The following is an 18,687-nucleotide window of genomic DNA, read 5'->3' as shown; positions in this document are numbered from 1 at the left end:
TTACCTCACCAACTAGCTAATGCGCCGCAGGTCCATCTGTAAGCGACAGATTGCTCCGTCTTTCCCGAGTCGGCCATGCGACCAACTCGCGTATCCGGTATTAGCATTCGTTTCCGAATGTTATCCCAGTCTTACAGGCAGGTTACCTACGTGTTACTCACCCGTCCGCCGCTAAGTTATCCCCGAAGGAATAACTCCGCTCGACTTGCATGTATTAGGCACGCCGCCAGCGTTCGTCCTGAGCCAGGATCAAACTCTCCATAAAAGTGTTTGATATGCTCATTACTTTACTAGCTAGAAGTTTTCTTACTTGGCAGAGCCAATGAGAAAATCTTCAAATTGTTGTTTGGATTTTGACGTGATCCATTTGTTCAGTTTTCAAAGAACTTGCGTCACATTTTGCCGTGACAAGATGTTATGATATCAGCTTCTATCTCGAAAGTCAAGCCCGCGTTTCATATTTTTTTATGAGCCGTTCGGCTTATCCTTTTGGTCAGAAGCGACAAGAAATAATGTACCACATCAAAATGCAGATTACAACTTGTAGTTTTTTACAATGATTAAAAATTCCAGCTTCCTTACAAGGTTAGGTCGAACGCTCGTCAATTTAAACTTATAACGGCCTTGATCCGATACGCTTCAGACAAGGCCGTTCTCTACATAATTTCGTTCAACTCAAATTCATCGGTTCGAACGTCTATACTTCACCAAGCAATCGCAAAAGCTCCGCTTCGTCATCAATAACGGTCACACCCAGCTCACGCGCTTTCGTCAGCTTGCTTCCGGCGCTTTCGCCGGCGATGACAAAATCCGTTTTTTTCGATACGCTGCCCGAAATTTTGGCTCCCTGCGCCTCCAGCTTTTTGGCCGCCTCGTCCCGAGTCATGGTTGGCAATGTTCCTGTCAAAACGACGGTTTTACCGCTGAAAATGCTATCCGTCCGCACCTCCGGCAGCTTTTCCGCCTCGGCTTTGACACCTAACGCTCTCATCCGCGCGATACTTTCCGCCATCACGGGGTCGGCAAAAAATGCGACAATGCTTTCCGCCACAATCCCGCCAACGTCCGGGAGTTGGACCAACTCATCCACGGTCGCGCGCATAACCGCATCCAGGTCCCTATAGTGGTCGGCCAGCATTTTGGTCGTCGCTTTGCCGGTATTAGGGATACCTAGCGCGAATAAGAACGCGGCCAAATCACGGCTCTTCGATTTCTCAAGCGCATCTAAAAGCTTCTGCGCCTTCTTTTCCCCGAATCTCTCCAGCTTAATCAGGTCGTCAAAAGCAAGGGCGTAAAGATCGGCAGGGTCGCTTACCTCGCAATCCGTATACAGCTGTTCCGCCGTCATGACGCTGAACGACTCAATATCCATTGCGTCGCGCGAAGCAAAATGCGTAATTCGCCCAATAATTTGCGGACGGCAGCCGAGCTTATTATTACAGAACAAATGCGCGCCCCGCTGCTCCAGCTCCGTGCCGCATGCAGGACATGCGGTCGGGTAGACGATTTCTTGTCCCGGCTCATCATCCGCTTTCCCGAGAATCTCCGGAATAACATCGTTGGATCTGCGGATCGACACCAACGTCCCGAGCGCATGCTTTAAGTTCTTCCGCTCAATATCGCCAATGTTGTTCAGCGTACAGTTTTGTACCGTTACCCCTGCGAGCTCAACCGCTTCTACGCGCGCGACGGGCGTGATTTTGCCGGTACGGCCGACTTCCCATGATACGGATTCCAGAATAGTCGTCGTCTCTTCCGCTTCGAACTTAAAAGCGACAGCCCAGCGCGGGAATTTATCGGTGTAGCCGAGCGCCTCTCTCGTTCTCATATCGGTAAGCTTCACAACGGCGCCGTCGATCAAGAAGTCGAACGTTTCCCGGCGAGCGGCAATCTGCTCCAGCTCCGCCTGCACTTCTTCGATCGTATCCGCGTATTTCACATACGGATTGACTTTAAACCGGTTATCCTTCAAAAACTGCTGCATCTCGCGATGGTTTCGGAAGCTTACCCCTTCCGCATAACCGATATTGTAGATAAAAGCGTCCAGCTTCCGCTCCGCCGTCACCGCAGGATTCAAGTTGCGAAGCGCGCCTGCTGCCGCGTTGCGCGCATTTTTAAGCGGTTCGGCTGCTGTCTCATTATATTTGGCCAGAGTCGACAACCCCATAATGCCTTCGCCTTGCACCTCGAGGATACCGTCGGTGAATGGAATCGTGAGCGGTATCGAACGAATCGTACGGACTTGAGCCAATATCCCTTCGCCAACGGTGCCGTTGCCGCGGGTTGCGGCTTGGACCAATTCCCCGTTCTCATACGTCAGGTTCAGCGTTAGGCCGTCGAACTTCAGCTCGATAACATAGCTTGGCTGCGGCAAGGGTTCTTGGTCGGGATTTTTGGCGTTATAATCCGCGATCGCCCGAAGCACGCGTCCGTTCCATGCGACTAGATCCTCCTGGTCCTGCGCTTTATCGAGGCTCCATAGCCGCGCGCGATGGCGGTGCGGCTCGAAGCCCTTCAGCAATTCCCCGCCCACCCGCAGCGTCGGGGAGTCCGGCAGCGTCACGCCGAGCTCTCTCTCCAAAGCAACCAGCTCGTCATAAAGCTTGTCGTAGTCCGCGTCGTCAATCCGGGGTTGGTCTAACGTATAGTAGTAATAATTATGTTCCGTTAATTGAGCAATAAGCTCCCTCATCCGATCCATGCTTGCGTTCAAGGCCAAACGCCTCCCTTAATTGGTCGATCTTTCCTCACGATTATTTCCATACGAAGCCGCATCATTCCTGCATGCTACAGTTTTGTGAGCGGAGCAAATGCCGCAAGCAGCCGCTTGATGCCAGTAGGAGCCGGGAATGCGATCTGCAGCTCCATATCATTGCCCGTGCCTTTGACGGAAACGATGGTGCCTTCTCCCCATTTGCCGTGTGCGACGCGGTCGCCTGCCGCAAAACCGCCCGGCGCCGAGCCCGCAGCCCCGGCTGCGGCAGCGCCGCCTGTCACCTTCGCAGGTCGCGCAGCGTCTAACGACGTGGTTACGCGCACGCCTCCGCCGGCCGCCGTGCCGCCAACCGTGCGGCTTGCGCCCGCTCCAAAGCCTGGCGCACGCGTCGCCGGACTCGATGCCTGCGCACCGCCAGTTACGCGGCCAGACGAGCGTCCAAAGCCGGCGCTTCCGCCGCTGCCACCGATGCTCGTGGAGACGCCTTCGCGAACGTCCTCCGGAATCTCTTCAAGGAAGCGCGACGGCATATTCATGCTCGTGCGGCCAAATAGCGTACGCATGCGCGCGCAGGTTAAATAAAGCTTTTCTTCTGCGCGGGTAATGCCCACATAAGCCAGACGGCGCTCTTCTTCCAGCTCTTCATTGTCCATGAGCGCGCGGCTGTGCGGGAAGACGGATTCTTCCATGCCGATAATGAACACGATCGGAAACTCAAGTCCCTTCGCGCTGTGCATCGTCATCAGCACGACGCCGTCATTCGCTTTATCCTCTTCCTCGTCTTTGTTCATCGAATCGATATCCGCGATCAAAGCGAGATCCGTCAAGAACGCGACAAGCGATTTGTCTTCATTGCGCTGCTCGAAGTCCATCGTCACGGAGAGGAACTCGTCGATATTTTCGATGCGGGCCTTAGATTCCAGCGTATTCTCGCGCTGCAGCTCAATCCGGTATTGGGACAGCTCCAGCACCTTCTCCGTCAGCTCCGTCACCGTCAAATAATCGATCATCGAGGATAAATTATAAATAAGACCATAAAATTCACCGAGCAGAGCTCTGGTGCGGCCGTTCACTTCCACATCGCCAAGGTCGGTGAGCACCCTGTAAATGGATGTCCCCCTGCGCGCGGCTTCCTCCGCCAGCTTGCTAACGGTCGTATCGCCAATGCCCCGCTTCGGCACGTTAATGATGCGGACTAAGCTGATATCGTCGTCCGGGTTGGAGATCAGGCGCAGATAAGCGAGCAAGTCCTTAATTTCCTTCCGGTCGTAGAACTTGATGCCTCCTACGATCTGATACGGAATATCGGATTTGATCAAAATTTCCTCGATCACCCGCGACTGCGCGTTCGTCCGGTACAAAATCGCATGATCGGAGAATCGGCGGCCTTTGTTCACATTTTTGCGAATCTCGCCTGTTACGAAGTAGCCCTCGTCATGCTCGGAATCAGCCTGGTACAGCTTGATCATGTCGCCGGGCCCCTGATCCGTCCAAAGCTTCTTCGGCTTGCGGCCTGTGTTGCGCTTAATGACCGCATTGGCGGCGTCGAGAATGTTCGAGGTGGAACGGTAGTTCTGCTCGAGCATAATCGTGCGGGCTTCGGGATAGTCGCTCTCGAAGTTCAAGATATTCGTAATATCCGCGCCCCGCCAGCGGTAGATCGACTGGTCGCTGTCGCCCACAACGCAAATGTTATGGTGCTTATCGGCGAGCATACGGGTCAGCATGTACTGCGCCCGGTTCGTATCTTGATACTCGTCGACGTGGACGTAACGGAATTTATTTTGATAAAACTCTAAGACCTCCGGCATTTCCTTGAACAATTGGATCGTCATCATGATCAGGTCGTCAAAGTCGAGCGAATTGTTGCTCTTCAGCCGCTTTTGGTACATCGCATATACCTTGGCCACGATCCCCTCAAAATAATCGCCGACCTTCTCTTCATAACGCTGAGGAGTGATCAGTTCGTTTTTTGCGCCGCTGATCGAGGCTTGCACGGCTTTGGGCTCGATTTTTTTCGTGTCGACGTTAAGATCCTTCATACAATTGCGGATAACGGAAAGCTGATCGGATGAGTCCAGGATGGAGAAGTTAGAGGTAAAGCCGATTCGGTCGATATCCTTCCGAAGAATGCGCACGCACATGGAGTGGAAGGTTGATACCCAAATATCCCGGCCGGACGGGCCGACGAGCGCGCTGACACGGTCCTGCATCTCCCTGGCCGCTTTATTGGTAAACGTAATCGCGAGGATGCTCCAAGGCGCAACCCGCTTCTTCTCAATCAAATATGCGATTCGATGCGTCAGGACGCGCGTCTTGCCGCTGCCCGCTCCGGCCATGATCAGCAGGGGTCCGTCCGTCGCCTGAACGGCTTCGCGCTGCGGCGGATTCAGCTTCTGCACAGCTTCATCTATATTGATAAAATTGAACATGAATAAACTCCTTTGTTCGCCATTTTGTTCGCCTATTCACAGTTTAGACAACGACCTCCCGCGTGTCAATTTGCCGGAACATTTTCCAGATGAAAAATCGAGCAAAAAACACCCCTTTCAGCCGTATAGCTGCGGGGTGCTCACTGGTTTGTTTATTGGGCGGATTTGACCGCCTGCACGGTCGATAAAGCCGCTTCTAAATCGGAGTAAATAATGTTGCCGACTACAATCGTATGGGCGTGCTCGGCCGCAAGCTTCGCTTTCTCCCCGGAATCGATGCCGCCGCCGTAGAACAGACTGGCGTGCTGCACCGCTTTTCTCGCGCTTTTCAGCAGCTTCATGTCGCCGAAACGGCCGCTGTATTCGATATAAATAACGGGCAGGCGCATCAGGCGGTCCGCCATGCGGATATGGGCAACCAGTTCTTCCTCGTTAAGGGAGGCGTTCGCCCCTGTCACTTTCGCCGCAGTCGCATCCTCGTTCAAAATAATGTAGCCCTGCGCGGCGGTCTCCTCCCATGGAACAAACGTGCCGTATTCCCGCAGTCCTTCGATTTGTTTGCCGATGATCCACTCGGCCTTGTCGGTGTTCAGCACGAGCGGCACGAAGTAGCCGTCAAAACCCGGGACCGCTCCGTCGAGCGTCGAAACCTCAAGGGCGCAGTCCACCTCGTAACGCCTAACTCGGGACATAAGGTCAACCGTATTCTCAAACGTAACGCCGCTGGAGCCGCCGATCAGGATCGCGTCCGTGCCGGACATGCACAGCGCATCGAGCGCTTCATCGGACAGCTCCTTGTCCGGATCGAGCTTAAACACGTGCCGCCAAGCGGAAAACCAATTATCAACCATCTATCGAAACGCCTCGCTTTTATCGATCACCGAATAAGTCCGCTCTAGAGTGAGCGGTTCTTCTCTATGCTAAAGCAGGGCGTTCTGGTCTGTCAAACGAACTCAAGGCTCGCGATGCTCCGCTTGCAGTCGTTCCATGGCGGCGAGGTCGCCCGCATTCGGTTTTTTGATCCGTTTTAGGTAGGCAAGCGCCTTCTCCGGATCGCCATCCGCTTCCGTGACGCCATGCTCCGTCAGCTTTGCCAGCACGCGCAGCGCCCGATCGTTGTCGCCTTCCCGCTCATATGCGATTACAGCTTCCTTATACCGCTTCTCTAGAATGAGGCGGTCGCCTTCCAGCCTTTCTTTTTCGGAGATGCGGAATAACGGGGCCAGCGCATCCTCGCCAAGATAATAGCCCGCGGAGCTGGACAGTTTGCGCCCTCCCGAGTCGTAAGCTTCGACCGACCAGATGAACTCGCCGCCAGGATAGAGCATGCCGAGCAAGCCTTGCGTATCAAATTCGACATTTCCTTTCTCGTCCACATACTTGCCGCCCTCATATACACGAGCGGTTAGTTCATCCAGCTTAAGGCTTGCCGTTGTGCCGGTATGCTTTTGATCGGTGAGAAGGGTTGTCGTGGAGCCCACGTACTTGCCGCCTTCGTCCCTTAAAATCGTCGTGATATACAGCTGGTAATAGTCCGCTCCTGCATACGGCTCCCATTGAAAGGTTATCTCGTTCCCTTCGATCACATCGCCGCTAGCGGGGGAAATCGCTTTGAGCTGCGGCGCAAAATCGACGTTGTAATGGGATGCCGTTTCTTTTTCGACCGACACGGTTTTTTCGGCGGTTTGCGCCAGATGATAGCCGGCAACCTGCTCAGGCAACAAGCCGACTCCAACATAATAGTCGCCGGGCTCCTGGTCGTAGAACCGGTACCGGCCCTGCTCATCCGTAATCGTCATCGGGTAATCGTAATACGGCGGCGAATGATAGCCATTGGATTCAGCGTCTACCAGATAGACAAAAGCGTCGGCAACCGGGTTCCCGTCTATTCGGATAACCCCCTCTACGGAAGGCGTCTTATCCGGCTGCATTTTACGGGATTCCACAATCGCCGAAAACTTCTCCAGCTCCAAACCCCATCGATCCGAGCTTTCTTGATACTGCTTGACCTCTTTGTACAGCCGCTCCGCTTGATCCCAATCCTTATTCCACATGTACAGCTTGGCCAAGTGGAAACTGACATCCGCCGTTTGTGGGGTTCGGCCGTAGCGGTCCAGAAGCTCCTCCAGTTTATCGATGACCGCCTTTCTCTGTTCAATTGAAACGGTGTTGCTGCTATTCGAGCTGGACCAGCCTACGGGGTAGATAAACATATAGGAGTCCCCGTCAAAACCCGTTTGATCGTACAGCTCATAGGCGAGGCTGTTGATCGCCGGTTTTGCGTACTCGCTTTTGGGGAACCATTTGAGCAGCGCTTCCTGGTAGCCGTTATGGTATAGAAAAGAGGGCAGCTGGCTGTAACCGATCCAGAAAAGGAGAACCAGCGTCGCCAGCATACCCGCCAGCGTTCTAACCGTAATACGCATTATCGCTCCTCCTCCTTATTCAGTTGGGATTCATAAAACACGCCCGCGCCGGATACGATCAGCCTGTCTTCCGGCTGCCGCTCCGCCGTCAACGGTTTCGTCTCAAGGGAAGCCGCTTGCCGCCAACCGAATAACGGAACCGCGATCAAGGCTGCCAATGCCAAGGCTACGACTGGAATGGGGATTGTGAGTTCACGCGTCCAAAAGGACCGTTTTGACGTTTCGCGGGCTCGGACAACTACCGCTTTTTTCATCTTTTCACTGAACAAGGTTTCGTTCATTTCTTCTCTCAGCCGCTCACCCAGCCGCTCATCCTTCCAAAAATCGTTGCTCATGGTCCCATCCTCCTTCCTCCAGCTGCCGCTTTAGCCTTTTTCTCGCTCTTAGCAGCTTGCTCTTCACAGTCCCTTCCGGCTCCTTCAGAATGCCGGCGATCTCCGCTGTCCGCATATCATGAAAATAAAACAAGACGATCACTTCCCGATAAGTCAAAGGCAGCTTGCCAATTTCTTCGCGCAGCGTCAGTTTTTCGGCCCAGCCCGTCGATCCAGGTTGAGTGAGCGATGGCTCTGGTGCGACGTCGCCTACAGGTTCCCTAATAAAAAGCCTCTTCCACGCTGCCCGGCGCATACGGCTTCGGCATAGGTTAATGGAGATTTGCAAGAGCCAGGAGCGAATGGAGCTTTCACTCCTAAATTGATTCACGCGCTGAAAGGCAAGCAGGAAAGCTTCCTGGCTGACATCCTCCGCGAGATGCCGGTCTTTGAGCAGCAGCGCAGCCGTGCGCAGCACATCGTTGCCGTAACGGTCCATCAGCCAGGCAAGCGCGGACTCATCACCCTTTTGTATTCGTTCGACTATTTGCCTCTCTTCGTCCATGCCTTCACCAGCCTTTGCAGATCGTACGCGCCAATCGTTTTTTTGTGTGGCTAACTTTTTATTAGGTTAAGGTTAAGTTCTTCGGTAGGTGTTCTCTTCCCTCTCTATGTATAACGATGCGTTTGCGGCGATGTTTGGTTGCATCTCTAAAAAAATTCTTTGGGACAGTCTGCTTATTAAAAAAACTGCCTCCAGAGCGGGAGACAGTTTGTGCGGAAAACGCCATTGCAGCGTTCGTACGAGCAGCTGGGACTGCTGCAATGGTGGAAAATACCGTTGCAGCCCTCGTACGAGCGGCCGGGACTGCTGGAATGGCGGAAAACACCATTACAGTGCTCTAATGGATGGCCGGGGACGCTGTAATGGTGGAAAACACCGTTGCAGCCCTCGTACGAGCAGCCGGGGACGCTGTAATGGCGGAAAACACCATTACAGTGCTCTAATGGATGGCCGGGGACGCTGTAATGGTGGAAAATACCGTTGCAGCCCTCGAATGAGGGGCCGGGGACGCTGTAATGGCGGAAACCACCATTGCTGCGCTCGTACGAGCGGCCGGACGTTCTATTTATTTCACCAGCTGCCCGCGCGTAACGCCGAGCTGGTTGGTCGCTTTCAAGCTGCGCCATACTTGGGTGCCGCTGATGCGGCCGTCCAGAGCGTCGCGGTAGAGCGACAGCACCTCGCGCACCTTGTCGCCGGACTCCTCGAGGAATTCGACGCGGAAATGCGAGACGCCTAGCTCGATGAAGTTTTTAATATATTCGGCGCCAGACTGTTCAATGGCGTTATACACCGTGTTGCGGCAGCCCTCGTCCACGCGGACGGGATGGGACATGCCGATCCGGTCCTGCAGCGACGCGCGATGCTCCTCGCATGGGCGGCCGCAGTTCGTGTAGTCCGTGCCTTCGCTCATGAATGTGCAGTATACGCAATGCTCCGTGTGGAACATCGGCAAGTGCTGGTGGATAACAACCTCCAGCTTCGAGGTGTCCGAACGCTCGAGCAGATCCACCATTTGCTGAATATTGAGGTCATACGAAGGCGTAATCAGATCGACCCCAACCTCGGAAAATAATTTAACCGCCTTATGATTCGCCACGTTAAGCGAGAAGTCGCCGATCAGCTTAGGGAACGGCTCGCCCGGCTTCGCAGCCCGAGCGCGCAGATAGTAATAAAGCGCGCCCGTGTTGCGAACGAGAACCGCGTCCGGCTTCAGCTTCAGGATGTTCGCGTGGTAGCCGTTCTCGCCCGGCATATGAATGCGCGGCGTCGCCAGGGCGATCGGCACGCCGGCTTTGCGGCAAGCCTCCACGGCGGCCGGGAACTGCTTAATAAATTCGAAGTCGGCGTAAATATACGAGACGCCTTCGCGGATCGCCGCCTCGACTTGCTCGAGGCTGCGGCACAGCGCCGTAAGGTTGGCGTCCTTGCCGCTGCGCTTCGCGATCAGTTCCGCTCTATTATTGTGATGCGCGTCGGCAAACGCATCGACTTCATTCTTGATATATTTCGGCGGCTTCGGACGCTCGCCCGCCAGCTGCTCCACCGCTTCGCGGCGCATACGGTTCAGCTCGCGGATCGGCACGATCAGGTCGCCTTGCAAATGAACGTCCAGCTTGTCCAGCTGGTAAACCGTGCCCCCAAGGCGGCCAAGCTGATCTGCCAGCAGCGCCTCGTCCATCGGGCGCTTCTGCGCCGCTTCCAGCATGAGCTCGGAGACGACTTCAACGGTTGTCCCCTTCTGCACGTCGGTCCACCACGTGCGAAGCGGTTCGCCAAGCGCGCCTGTTACCCGCACATGAAGCGGAAATACGCGGTAGGGCTTCTCCGTCTCGAATGTCGCCCGCAGACGCTTGTCCAGCGCCGGATCACTCGTTTTCCAAACGCGGTCGCCCACATGAACCTTGCGCAGATCCACGTCATTCCGGCCCGGCACCAGCTCGATCAAGGCGCCCTCAGGCGCTTCTCCCTCGAGCTTCACGCCTTGACGGCGCAGGTCATAAATGCGTCCGCCTTCTTCCTTCTTCGTCGGATCGCCTGCATCGAATACGATGCCGTCGCCGCGCTTTACCGGCGCGTCCAGCCTTACCGTCACCGCATCGCGCATCACGCGCTCCACGCGTCCCAGGTAAACGCCGCGGCTTTTGGGGAATGTGCCTTCGACAAGCTGCTTATTGTTTGTCCCTTCAAGGAAGCCGTGCGTAAAGCCGCGCGAGAAGCTTTGCTGCAGCTCGCGCACTTCTTCCTTAGACGGCTTGGAAAGATCGCCGTCGAAGTATTTGTCAATCGCATTCCGATATTTGCTGACGACGTTCGCCACATACTCAGGGCTTTTCAGACGGCCTTCAATTTTAAACGAAGTAACGCCGGCTTCGATTAGCTCCGGAATGAGATCAATCGCCGCCAAATCCTTAGGCGAGAGCAGGTACGCGATATCGCCCATCGGCTTATGCTCGCCGTCGACCATCAGGTCGTACGGCAGCCTGCAGGCCTGCGCGCACTCGCCGCGGTTGGCGGAGCGTCCGCCCCACATCTCGGATGTCAGGCATTGACCGGAGTACGACACGCACAGCGCGCCGTGTACGAATACCTCCATCGGAAGCTTCGCCTGTTCGCCGATTGTTTTGATTTGCTTCAGGTTATTTTCGCGGCCGAGCACGACCCGCTCCATATCGTAAGGCTTGGTGAATTCAACAGCCTCAGGAGACGTAATCGTCATCTGCGTCGAGCCGTGTATCGGGAAGTCCGGAGACAGCTCGCGAATGAGCTTTACTAGCCCCAAATCCTGCACGATAACAGCATCTACGCCCGCGTCGATACACATTTCGATCAGCTTCTGCGCATCCCGGAGCTCATCCTCGAATACGAGAATATTAAACGTCAAGAAGCCCTTAACGCCGTACGTATGAAGGAACGCCATAATCTCCGGCAGCTCCTCGCTGCGGAAATTGTTCGCCCTCGCGCGCGCGTTAAATTTCTCCACGCCAAAAAATATCGCGTCCGCGCCATTGGCGACAGCCGCCCTCATACAATCCCAATCGCCGGCCGGAGCCAGCAATTCAATATCCGATCTTGTCATTCCGTTTCGATTCATCTATATATTATCCTCTCATCGCAAGACTTTTTTCTCTCGCTTTATATCCGCTGCACTCCTACTAGTTTAACAAACGAGCCCGGTTGATTCCACCACTTCCCGCTGGTAGTTGCAGGCGCTTTTCACTTTTGCCGAGTTATTATGCGATTTTGCCAAAATGAGGTTGCACGTATGTGTTGCACAATGGGAAATGATATACTAGTGCTGATATCGATCACAATCCATTTCATGGATTTAGGAGGTAACGAATAATGAAATTAGGCGTATTCACCGTATTATTCGCGCAAAAATCTCTAGAAGACGCGCTTGACTACATCGCGTCAAAAGGACTCGACGCCGTTGAGATCGGCACGGGCGGGTATCCAGGCAACGCGCACTGCGATCCGGACGCTCTGCTTGCGGATGCCGGTAAACTGAAAGCGTTTAAACAGGCGGTAGAATCGCGCGGACTGATGATTAGCGCGCTTAGCTGCCATGCGAACCCGCTTCACCCGCAAAAGCATCTTGCCGCAGCGGACGACGCGGTAATTCGCAAAACGATCGAACTTGCTAACCGCCTGGAAGTTGAAGTCGTGAACACGTTCTCCGGTTGCCCAGGCGACCACGAGGATGCTAAATATCCGAACTGGCCGGTCGCTCCATGGCCGAACGATTATCAAGACATTTTGAAATGGCAATGGGAGCAAAAGGTGATTCCTTATTGGTCCGAAATCGGCGGCATCGCGGAAAAAGCAGGCGTGAAGATCGGTCTTGAGCTGCACGGCGGCTTCTCCGTACACAGCCCGGCGACGCTGCTTCGCCTACGCGAGGCGGCAGGCAACGCAATCGGCGCCAACCTTGACCCTAGCCATATGTGGTGGCAAGGCATCGATCCGGTGCAGGCGGTACATATTCTAGGCCGCGCCGGCGCGATTCATCACTTCCATGCTAAGGATACCACGATCGATCCGGTCAATGTGAACCGCCACGGCGTAACCGACATGCAGTCTTACGCGCTTATGCTGGACCGCGCATGGCAGTTCCGCACAGTCGGCTTCGGACATGACCTGAAGGTATGGGCAGACATTATCAGCGCGCTTCGCCTGGTCGGCTACGACTACGTCGTCAGCATCGAGCATGAAGACGGCCTGATGTCGGTTGATGAAGGCTTCACAAAAGCCGTTCAGAACCTGCAGCAAGTACTCATCCGTGAGCCGCTCGGCGACATGTGGTGGGTTTAATTCCATAAGAGCGAAAAAGAAAGCACCGCCGGGCAACCAGCGGTGCTTTTTGTGTGTAATTTGTTTAACCCTTTACGCGGTACAGACCGACCTCGAAAAGCATAACGTAGTCAATAAACAGGAACAAAACGAGCGCTACAAAAGTAAAACCAATCGCAAACAGGTTCTTCCGAGGACGAGCCATCAAAAGACGAACGAATCCGATCGCGATGATCACTGTGATCGCCAACATAAAGAAGTCGAACGGTTCATACCCTTTCACAACCTCTGTCGTTTCAGCTGCCAAAAACATAAGGGACCTCCTTTTAGTCACACGTAACCTAATAATAATCTATGTTAGCTTCAATAGGCTTTTGATGCAAGTCTCAATCTGTTTTCGTAACAACTTTGTCACGATTTGTGCATTGCATTTTATTCAGGCCTTGTATGTACTTCGGTATTACCCTTATCTATAAAATGTCCATCTCTTCCTGGAACTATAAGTTCTTGTCCATTATCTTGTTAGAAAACATTCAGCTCGATATTCTGAAGTCACGGTGCAGACTAATGTTCTTCCGGTCCCTGTTGTTTCCGGATTCCTAGACTTGACTTAGCAAGATTGGAATCCGGAGAATAAGGGACCGCTATCGTTTAAACAAATAAAAACCGCTTAGGGTCGGTAATCCCTTCCCCCAAGCGGTTCATACTGTCAGCAGCTGCTGAAATCAAAATCGTTCATTACTCTGCTGCCCCCGCGGCAACCTGCTCCTTGTTTTTATACCGTTCCACCGTCCGCGCGCGGTCTCTGTCTAGAATCGGCTTCAAGTAGCGGCCGGTATAAGATTGCTCGACCTTGATGACCTGCTCCGGCGATCCCGTAGCGACGATTGTGCCGCCGCCGCTTCCGCCCTCCGGACCGAGGTCAATGAGGTAATCCGCGGTTTTGATGACATCCAAGTTATGCTCGATGACGAGCACCGATTCGCCGGAATCCACCAGCCGGTGAAGGACTGTAAGCAAACGATCGATATCATGCACATGCAGACCCGTTGTCGGTTCGTCCAAAATGTACAGCGTCTTGCCGGTGCTTCGCCTGTACAGCTCCGCCGCCAGCTTCACGCGCTGCGCTTCGCCGCCCGATAAGGTTGTCGCCGGCTGTCCGAGCTTCATGTAGCCGAGACCTACATCAAGTAGCGTCTGAATTTTGCGGTGAATGCGCGGAATATTTTCGAAGAAGACGCAGCCGTCTTCAATCGTCATCTCGAGCACTTCGGCGATGTTTTTGCCTTTATATTTGACCTCCAGCGTCTCGCGGTTGTAGCGCTGGCCTTTGCATACCTCGCATGGAACATAGACGTCCGGAAGGAAGTGCATCTCGATCTTAATAATGCCGTCGCCTCGGCACGCTTCGCAGCGGCCGCCCTTGACGTTAAAGCTGAAGCGGCCTTTCTTGTAGCCGCGCACCTTCGCTTCGTTCGTGCTCGCGTACAAGTCGCGGATATCGTCAAATACGCCCGTATAGGTCGCCGGATTGGAACGCGGCGTACGACCGATCGGCGACTGGTCGATGTCGATGACCTTCTCCAAATGCTCGAGGCCGCGGAACTCCTTGTATTGCCCCGGGCGCACCTTCGCCTTGTTCAAATCGCGCGCAAGCGTCTTGTACAAGATTTCATTCACGAACGTCGACTTGCCGGAGCCCGATACGCCTGTTACGGCCGTAAAGACGCCAAGCGGAATCTTCACGTTGATGCCCCGCAGGTTGTTCTCCTTCGCGCCGCGCACTTCAATCCACTTATCGCCCGTTGCCCGGCGCTTCAGCGGCACTTCAATGAACTTGCGTCCGCTCAAGTATTGCCCGGTTAAGGAGTTCGGATCCTCCATAACTTCCTTCGGCGTGCCTTGCGCGATGATGTTGCCGCCATGGATACCCGCGCCCGGTCCGATATCGATAATATAATCGGCTGCCATCATCGTATCCTCGTCATGCTCGACGACGATCAGCGTGTTGCCGAGGTTCCTCATATGCTCCAGCGCCTGTATGAGCCGGTCGTTGTCCCGCTGATGCAAACCGATACTCGGCTCGTCAAGAATGTACAGAACGCCCATCAGGCTGGAGCCGATCTGCGTCGCCAGCCGGATCCGCTGCGCTTCGCCGCCGGACAGCGTGCCCGCTGCGCGGCTTAGCGTCAAATATTCGAGGCCGACATTCACCAGGAAGCCCAGCCGGCTGTTAATTTCCTTCAAGATCAGATTCGCGATCGTAAGCTCCTTCTCCGTAAGAGAAAGGCCGTTGAAATAGCGCTGCGCTTCGCCGATCGACAGGTTTGTCACATGGGCGATATTTTGCGAGCCGATTGTAACGGCCAACGTTTCCTTGCGCAGACGCTGTCCCTTACACGAACCGCAAGGCTTGGCGCTCATAAATCCTTCAATGTGCTCGCGCATCGCTTCGGAAGGCGTATCGCGGTAACGCCGCTCCAGGTTGTTCACGATGCCTTCGAACGGCACGAAGGCTTCCTTCCGGTGGCCGAAGTCGTTCTCGTACAGAAAGCGCACCTTCTCCCCGCCGGTTCCGTAGAGCAGCTTCTTCATCTGCTCCGTCGTCAGCTCCGATACCGGAACGTTCTGCGGGATGCCGTAGTGGACGCACACCGCGCTGAGGAACTGCGGATAATAATTCGAGGTGCTGCCCGCCCAAGCCAGGAACGCGCCTTCCTCAATCGTCAAACTCGTATCCGGCACAAGCAGGTCCGGATCGACGATCATCTTGGCGCCAAGACCGTCGCATTCCGGACAGGCGCCGAACGGGCTGTTGAACGAAAACATTCTCGGAGATAGCTCGTCGATGCTGAAGCCGCATTCCGGACAAGCCAGATTGGAGCTGAACAGCAGCTCCTCCTGATCGATCACATCGACCAGCACGCGGCCTTCCGCCAGCTTGAGCGCCGTCTCGAGCGAATCCGCCAGACGCGCATGCACGTCCGGCTTCACGACGATACGGTCGATTACCACTTCGATGCTGTGCTTTTTGTTTTTCTCCAGCTCAATCTTCTCGCTAAGCTCGCGCAGCTCGCCGTTGACGCGCACGCGGACATACCCTTGCTTCTGAATGTCCGCCAGCAGCTTCGCGTGCTCGCCCTTGCGTCCCGATACGATAGGCGCTAAAATCTGCAGCTTCGTCCGCTCCGGATACTCCATAATGCGGTCCACCATCTGTTGAACCGTCTGCGACGTAATTTCGATGCCGTGCTCCGGACAATGCGGCTTACCTATTCGTGCGAAGAGCAGGCGAAGATAGTCGTATATTTCGGTTACGGTGCCGACTGTGGAGCGAGGGTTGCGGCTCGTTGTTTTCTGGTCGATCGAGATCGCCGGAGACAAACCTTCTATAGAATCCACATCCGGCTTCTCCATCTGTCCAAGAAATTGCCGCGCGTACGCGCTAAGCGATTCCACATACCGGCGCTGGCCTTCAGCGTAAATCGTGTCAAAAGCTAGCGACGACTTGCCGGAGCCGCTCAGTCCCGTCAGCACGACAAACTTGTCGCGCGGAATGGTCACATCGATATTTTTCAAATTGTGGGCGCGCGCGCCCTTTACAACAATCTTATCATTTGCCACTGGTTTCTCCTCCTACTATCCCATCTCCGCGCGAAGCTCCAGAAGCGCGTCGCGCAGCTCCGCGGCGCGTTCAAACTGCAAGCTTTTGGCCGCTTCCTTCATCTCGCTCTCCAGCCGCTCGATCAGCGACTGGCGCTCTTTCTTGGACATCTTGCCCGGATCCGTACCCGTCAAATAATCCGCCTTCTGCTCGGCGACCTTCGTCGCTTCGATGACGTCATGCACCCGCTTGCGGATCGTCTGCGGCTTAATGCCATGCTTCTCGTTGAAGGCGATTTGAATGGCGCGGCGGCGCTCCGTCTCTTTAATCGCCCGATCCATCGAGTCGGTAATTTTGTCCGCGTACATAATAACCCGGCCTTCCGAGTTCCTCGCGGCCCGCCCGATCGTCTGGATGAGCGAGCGGTCGGAGCGAAGGAAGCCCTCCTTATCCGCATCCAGTATCGCAACCAGCGACACCTCCGGGAGGTCGAGACCTTCCCGCAGCAGGTTGATGCCGACCAGCACATGGAATACGCCGAGTCGCAGATCGCGCAGAATGGCGAGACGCTCCAGCGTCTTAATGTCCGAATGCAAATACCGCACTTTGATGCCGACTTCCTTCAAATAGTCGGTCAAATCCTCCGCCATCTTCTTCGTCAGCGTCGTCACAAGCACGCGTTCGTCCTTGGCGATACGATCCCGGACCTCCTCAAGCAGGTTGTCGATCTGGCCTTTCGTCGGACGCACGTCGATGATCGGATCGAGCAGACCCGTCGGCCGGATGATTTGTTCGATCATCGTCGGGCAATGCTCCAGCTCATACGGTCCAGGCGTTGCCGAAACGTAAATCAGCTGCTTCGTCTTCTGCTCAAACTCCTCGAACCGCAATGGACGGTTGTCCATCGCCGACGGCAAGCGGAAGCCGTGGTTGACGAGCATTTCCTTTCGAGCCCGGTCCCCGTTGAACATGGCGCGAATTTGCGGCAGCGATACATGGGATTCGTCGATGACGACGAGGAAATCGTCCGGAAAATAATCAAGCAGCGTGTATGGCGTCGCGCCTCTTTCCCTGAAGGTCAGCGGACCGGAGTAGTTCTCGATGCCGGAGCAGAAGCCCATCTCGGCCATCATCTCGAGATCGTAGCGCGTACGCTGCTCCAGCCGCTGCGCTTCCAGCAGCTTGCCCTGCTCGCGCAGCTCCGCCAGCCGTTCCTCCAGCTCGCGTTCGATGTTCGCAAGCGCCAGCTTCATCGTTTCTTCGCGCGTAACGAAGTGAGATGCAGGGAAGATTGCGACGTGCTCCCGCTCGCCTATAATTTCGCCTGTCAAAACGTCAATTTCCGAAATGCGCTCGATTTCGTCTCCGAACAGCTCGACTCTAATAGCCCGTTCATTGTTCGCGACGGGGAAAATTTCTATAATATCTCCGCGGACGCGGAACGTTCCGCGCGTAAAGCTGATATCGTTGCGCGCGTATTGGATATCGACCAGCTTATGAAGAATCTCATCCCGCGATTTCTCCATGCCCACCCGCAGCGAAAGCACCAGGCTGCCGTATTCGGTCGGCGAACCTAAGCCGTATATACACGATACGCTCGCTACAATAATCACGTCGCGTCTGTCGAACAGCGCGCTTGTCGCGGAGTGGCGAAGCTTATCGATCTCGTCGTTGATGCTGGAGTCCTTTTCGATGAAGGTGTCTGTGGATGGGATGTAGGCTTCCGGCTGGTAATAGTCGTAGTAACTAACGAAGTATTCTACCGCATTGTCGGGGAAGAAGGTTTTGAATTCGCTGCACAGCTGCGCCGCAAGCGTCTTGTTGTGGGCGATGACGAGCGTCGGCCTGTTCAGCTTCTGAATCACGTTCGCGATCGTATACGTCTTGCCCGTTCCGGTTGCCCCCAGCAGCGTCTGATGGCGCTTGCCCGCTTTCACGCCCTCTACAAGCTCCTTAATCGCCTTCGGCTGATCGCCTTGGGGCTTGTATTCGGATGTTAACTGGAACGCTTGATTTCCCTGTAATGGTTCCGCCACTTCAATATCCCCCCACCGTCTTCTATATTCACATTATAGTCACAATCTTGTATTTCAAGCGCCCTAACGGCTAGGGCGTCCCAGATGTCGAAACAAATAAGAATATGTGTTCCCATTCATTATAGCGTTAACACCTGCAGGTTGCAATGAAAGTTATAAATCGGATTGCCTTGCCGCGAACCAGATCTCTATTCTATTTTTGTATAGAAATTGTCGAGTTCTGACGTATATACTTGGTAACATCTGTCTACTTACCCGCAAGATTGCAAAAAAGGAGGATCGCGCACGGCAATCTATCCAA

12 protein-coding genes and 1 rRNA gene are annotated in these 18,687 nt (G+C 54.6%); 2 read left to right on the top strand and 11 right to left on the bottom strand.

The window, feature by feature from the left end; genetic code table 11:
* The 7 genes from D3P08_RS25325 to D3P08_RS25295 all read right to left on the bottom strand — a co-directional run.
* Positions 1–265: ribosomal RNA gene (locus D3P08_RS25325) — 16S ribosomal RNA — on the bottom strand; the annotation flags it as partial.
* Positions 266–697: 432 nt separating this feature from the next.
* Complete coding sequence (gene ligA / locus D3P08_RS25320) at positions 698–2,701, bottom strand: NAD-dependent DNA ligase LigA (RefSeq protein WP_119602921.1); 2,004 nt, start codon at positions 2,699–2,701, stop codon at positions 698–700.
* An 86-nt stretch (positions 2,702–2,787) separates the two neighbouring features.
* Entirely contained in the window at positions 2,788–5,148 is a 2,361-nt protein-coding gene (gene pcrA, locus D3P08_RS25315; RefSeq protein WP_119602916.1) for a DNA helicase PcrA, read from the bottom strand.
* Positions 5,149–5,300: 152 nt separating this feature from the next.
* Positions 5,301–5,999 carry a heptaprenylglyceryl phosphate synthase gene (gene pcrB / locus D3P08_RS25310; protein ID WP_119602915.1) on the bottom strand — a complete coding sequence of 233 codons (699 nt, stop codon included), beginning with the start codon at positions 5,997–5,999 and terminating at the stop codon, positions 5,301–5,303.
* Positions 6,000–6,101: 102 nt separating this feature from the next.
* A complete protein-coding gene (locus D3P08_RS25305) occupies positions 6,102–7,574 on the bottom strand; it encodes a carboxypeptidase-like regulatory domain-containing protein (RefSeq protein WP_119602914.1) in 1,473 nt (490 codons plus the stop codon).
* Positions 7,574–7,909, bottom strand: a complete 336-nt coding sequence (locus tag D3P08_RS25300; RefSeq protein ID WP_119602913.1) for a hypothetical protein — start codon at positions 7,907–7,909, stop codon at positions 7,574–7,576. The genes D3P08_RS25305 and D3P08_RS25300 overlap by 1 nt, the downstream gene beginning before the upstream one ends.
* The gene (locus D3P08_RS25295) at positions 7,884–8,453 is read right to left on the bottom strand and encodes an RNA polymerase sigma factor (protein WP_119602912.1); all 570 of its coding nucleotides are present in this window, start codon (positions 8,451–8,453) and stop codon (positions 7,884–7,886) included. Before D3P08_RS25295 ends, D3P08_RS25300 begins: the two co-directional genes overlap by 26 nt.
* 210 nt (positions 8,454–8,663) lie before the next feature.
* On the opposite strand from D3P08_RS25295, the gene D3P08_RS27460 reads away from it, so the two are divergent.
* Positions 8,664–8,816, top strand: a complete 153-nt coding sequence (locus D3P08_RS27460) for a hypothetical protein (protein WP_162848600.1) — start codon at positions 8,664–8,666, stop codon at positions 8,814–8,816.
* Between the two features lie 202 nt (positions 8,817–9,018).
* Here D3P08_RS27460 and D3P08_RS25290 read toward each other — a convergent pair whose 3' ends face one another.
* A complete protein-coding gene (locus D3P08_RS25290; protein ID WP_119602911.1) occupies positions 9,019–11,547 on the bottom strand; it encodes a U32 family peptidase in 2,529 nt (842 codons plus the stop codon).
* Positions 11,548–11,798: 251 nt separating this feature from the next.
* Here D3P08_RS25290 and D3P08_RS25285 point away from each other — a divergent pair, with 251 nt between their 5' ends.
* The gene (locus D3P08_RS25285) at positions 11,799–12,767 is read left to right on the top strand and encodes a sugar phosphate isomerase/epimerase family protein (RefSeq protein WP_119602910.1); all 969 of its coding nucleotides are present in this window, start codon (positions 11,799–11,801) and stop codon (positions 12,765–12,767) included.
* Positions 12,768–12,831: 64 nt separating this feature from the next.
* Here D3P08_RS25285 and D3P08_RS25280 read toward each other — a convergent pair whose 3' ends face one another.
* The 3 genes from D3P08_RS25280 to uvrB all read right to left on the bottom strand — a co-directional run bounded on the left by D3P08_RS25280 (position 12,832) and on the right by uvrB (position 18,386).
* Positions 12,832–13,059, bottom strand: a complete 228-nt coding sequence (locus D3P08_RS25280) for a hypothetical protein (RefSeq protein WP_119602909.1) — start codon at positions 13,057–13,059, stop codon at positions 12,832–12,834.
* Between the two features lie 425 nt (positions 13,060–13,484).
* Complete coding sequence (gene uvrA, locus D3P08_RS25275) at positions 13,485–16,370, bottom strand: excinuclease ABC subunit UvrA (RefSeq protein WP_119602908.1); 2,886 nt, start codon at positions 16,368–16,370, stop codon at positions 13,485–13,487.
* A gap of 15 nt (positions 16,371–16,385) precedes the next feature.
* On the bottom strand, positions 16,386–18,386 hold the full coding sequence (gene uvrB / locus D3P08_RS25270; protein ID WP_119602907.1) for an excinuclease ABC subunit UvrB: 2,001 nt from the start codon (positions 18,384–18,386) through the stop codon (positions 16,386–16,388).
* Between the last annotated feature and the right edge of the window lie 301 nt (positions 18,387–18,687).

Source organism: Paenibacillus nanensis (genome assembly GCF_003583765.1).
GTDB classification, from domain to species: domain Bacteria; phylum Bacillota; class Bacilli; order Paenibacillales; family Paenibacillaceae; genus Pristimantibacillus; species Pristimantibacillus nanensis.
This window is presented reverse-complemented; position numbering and strand designations above follow the sequence as displayed.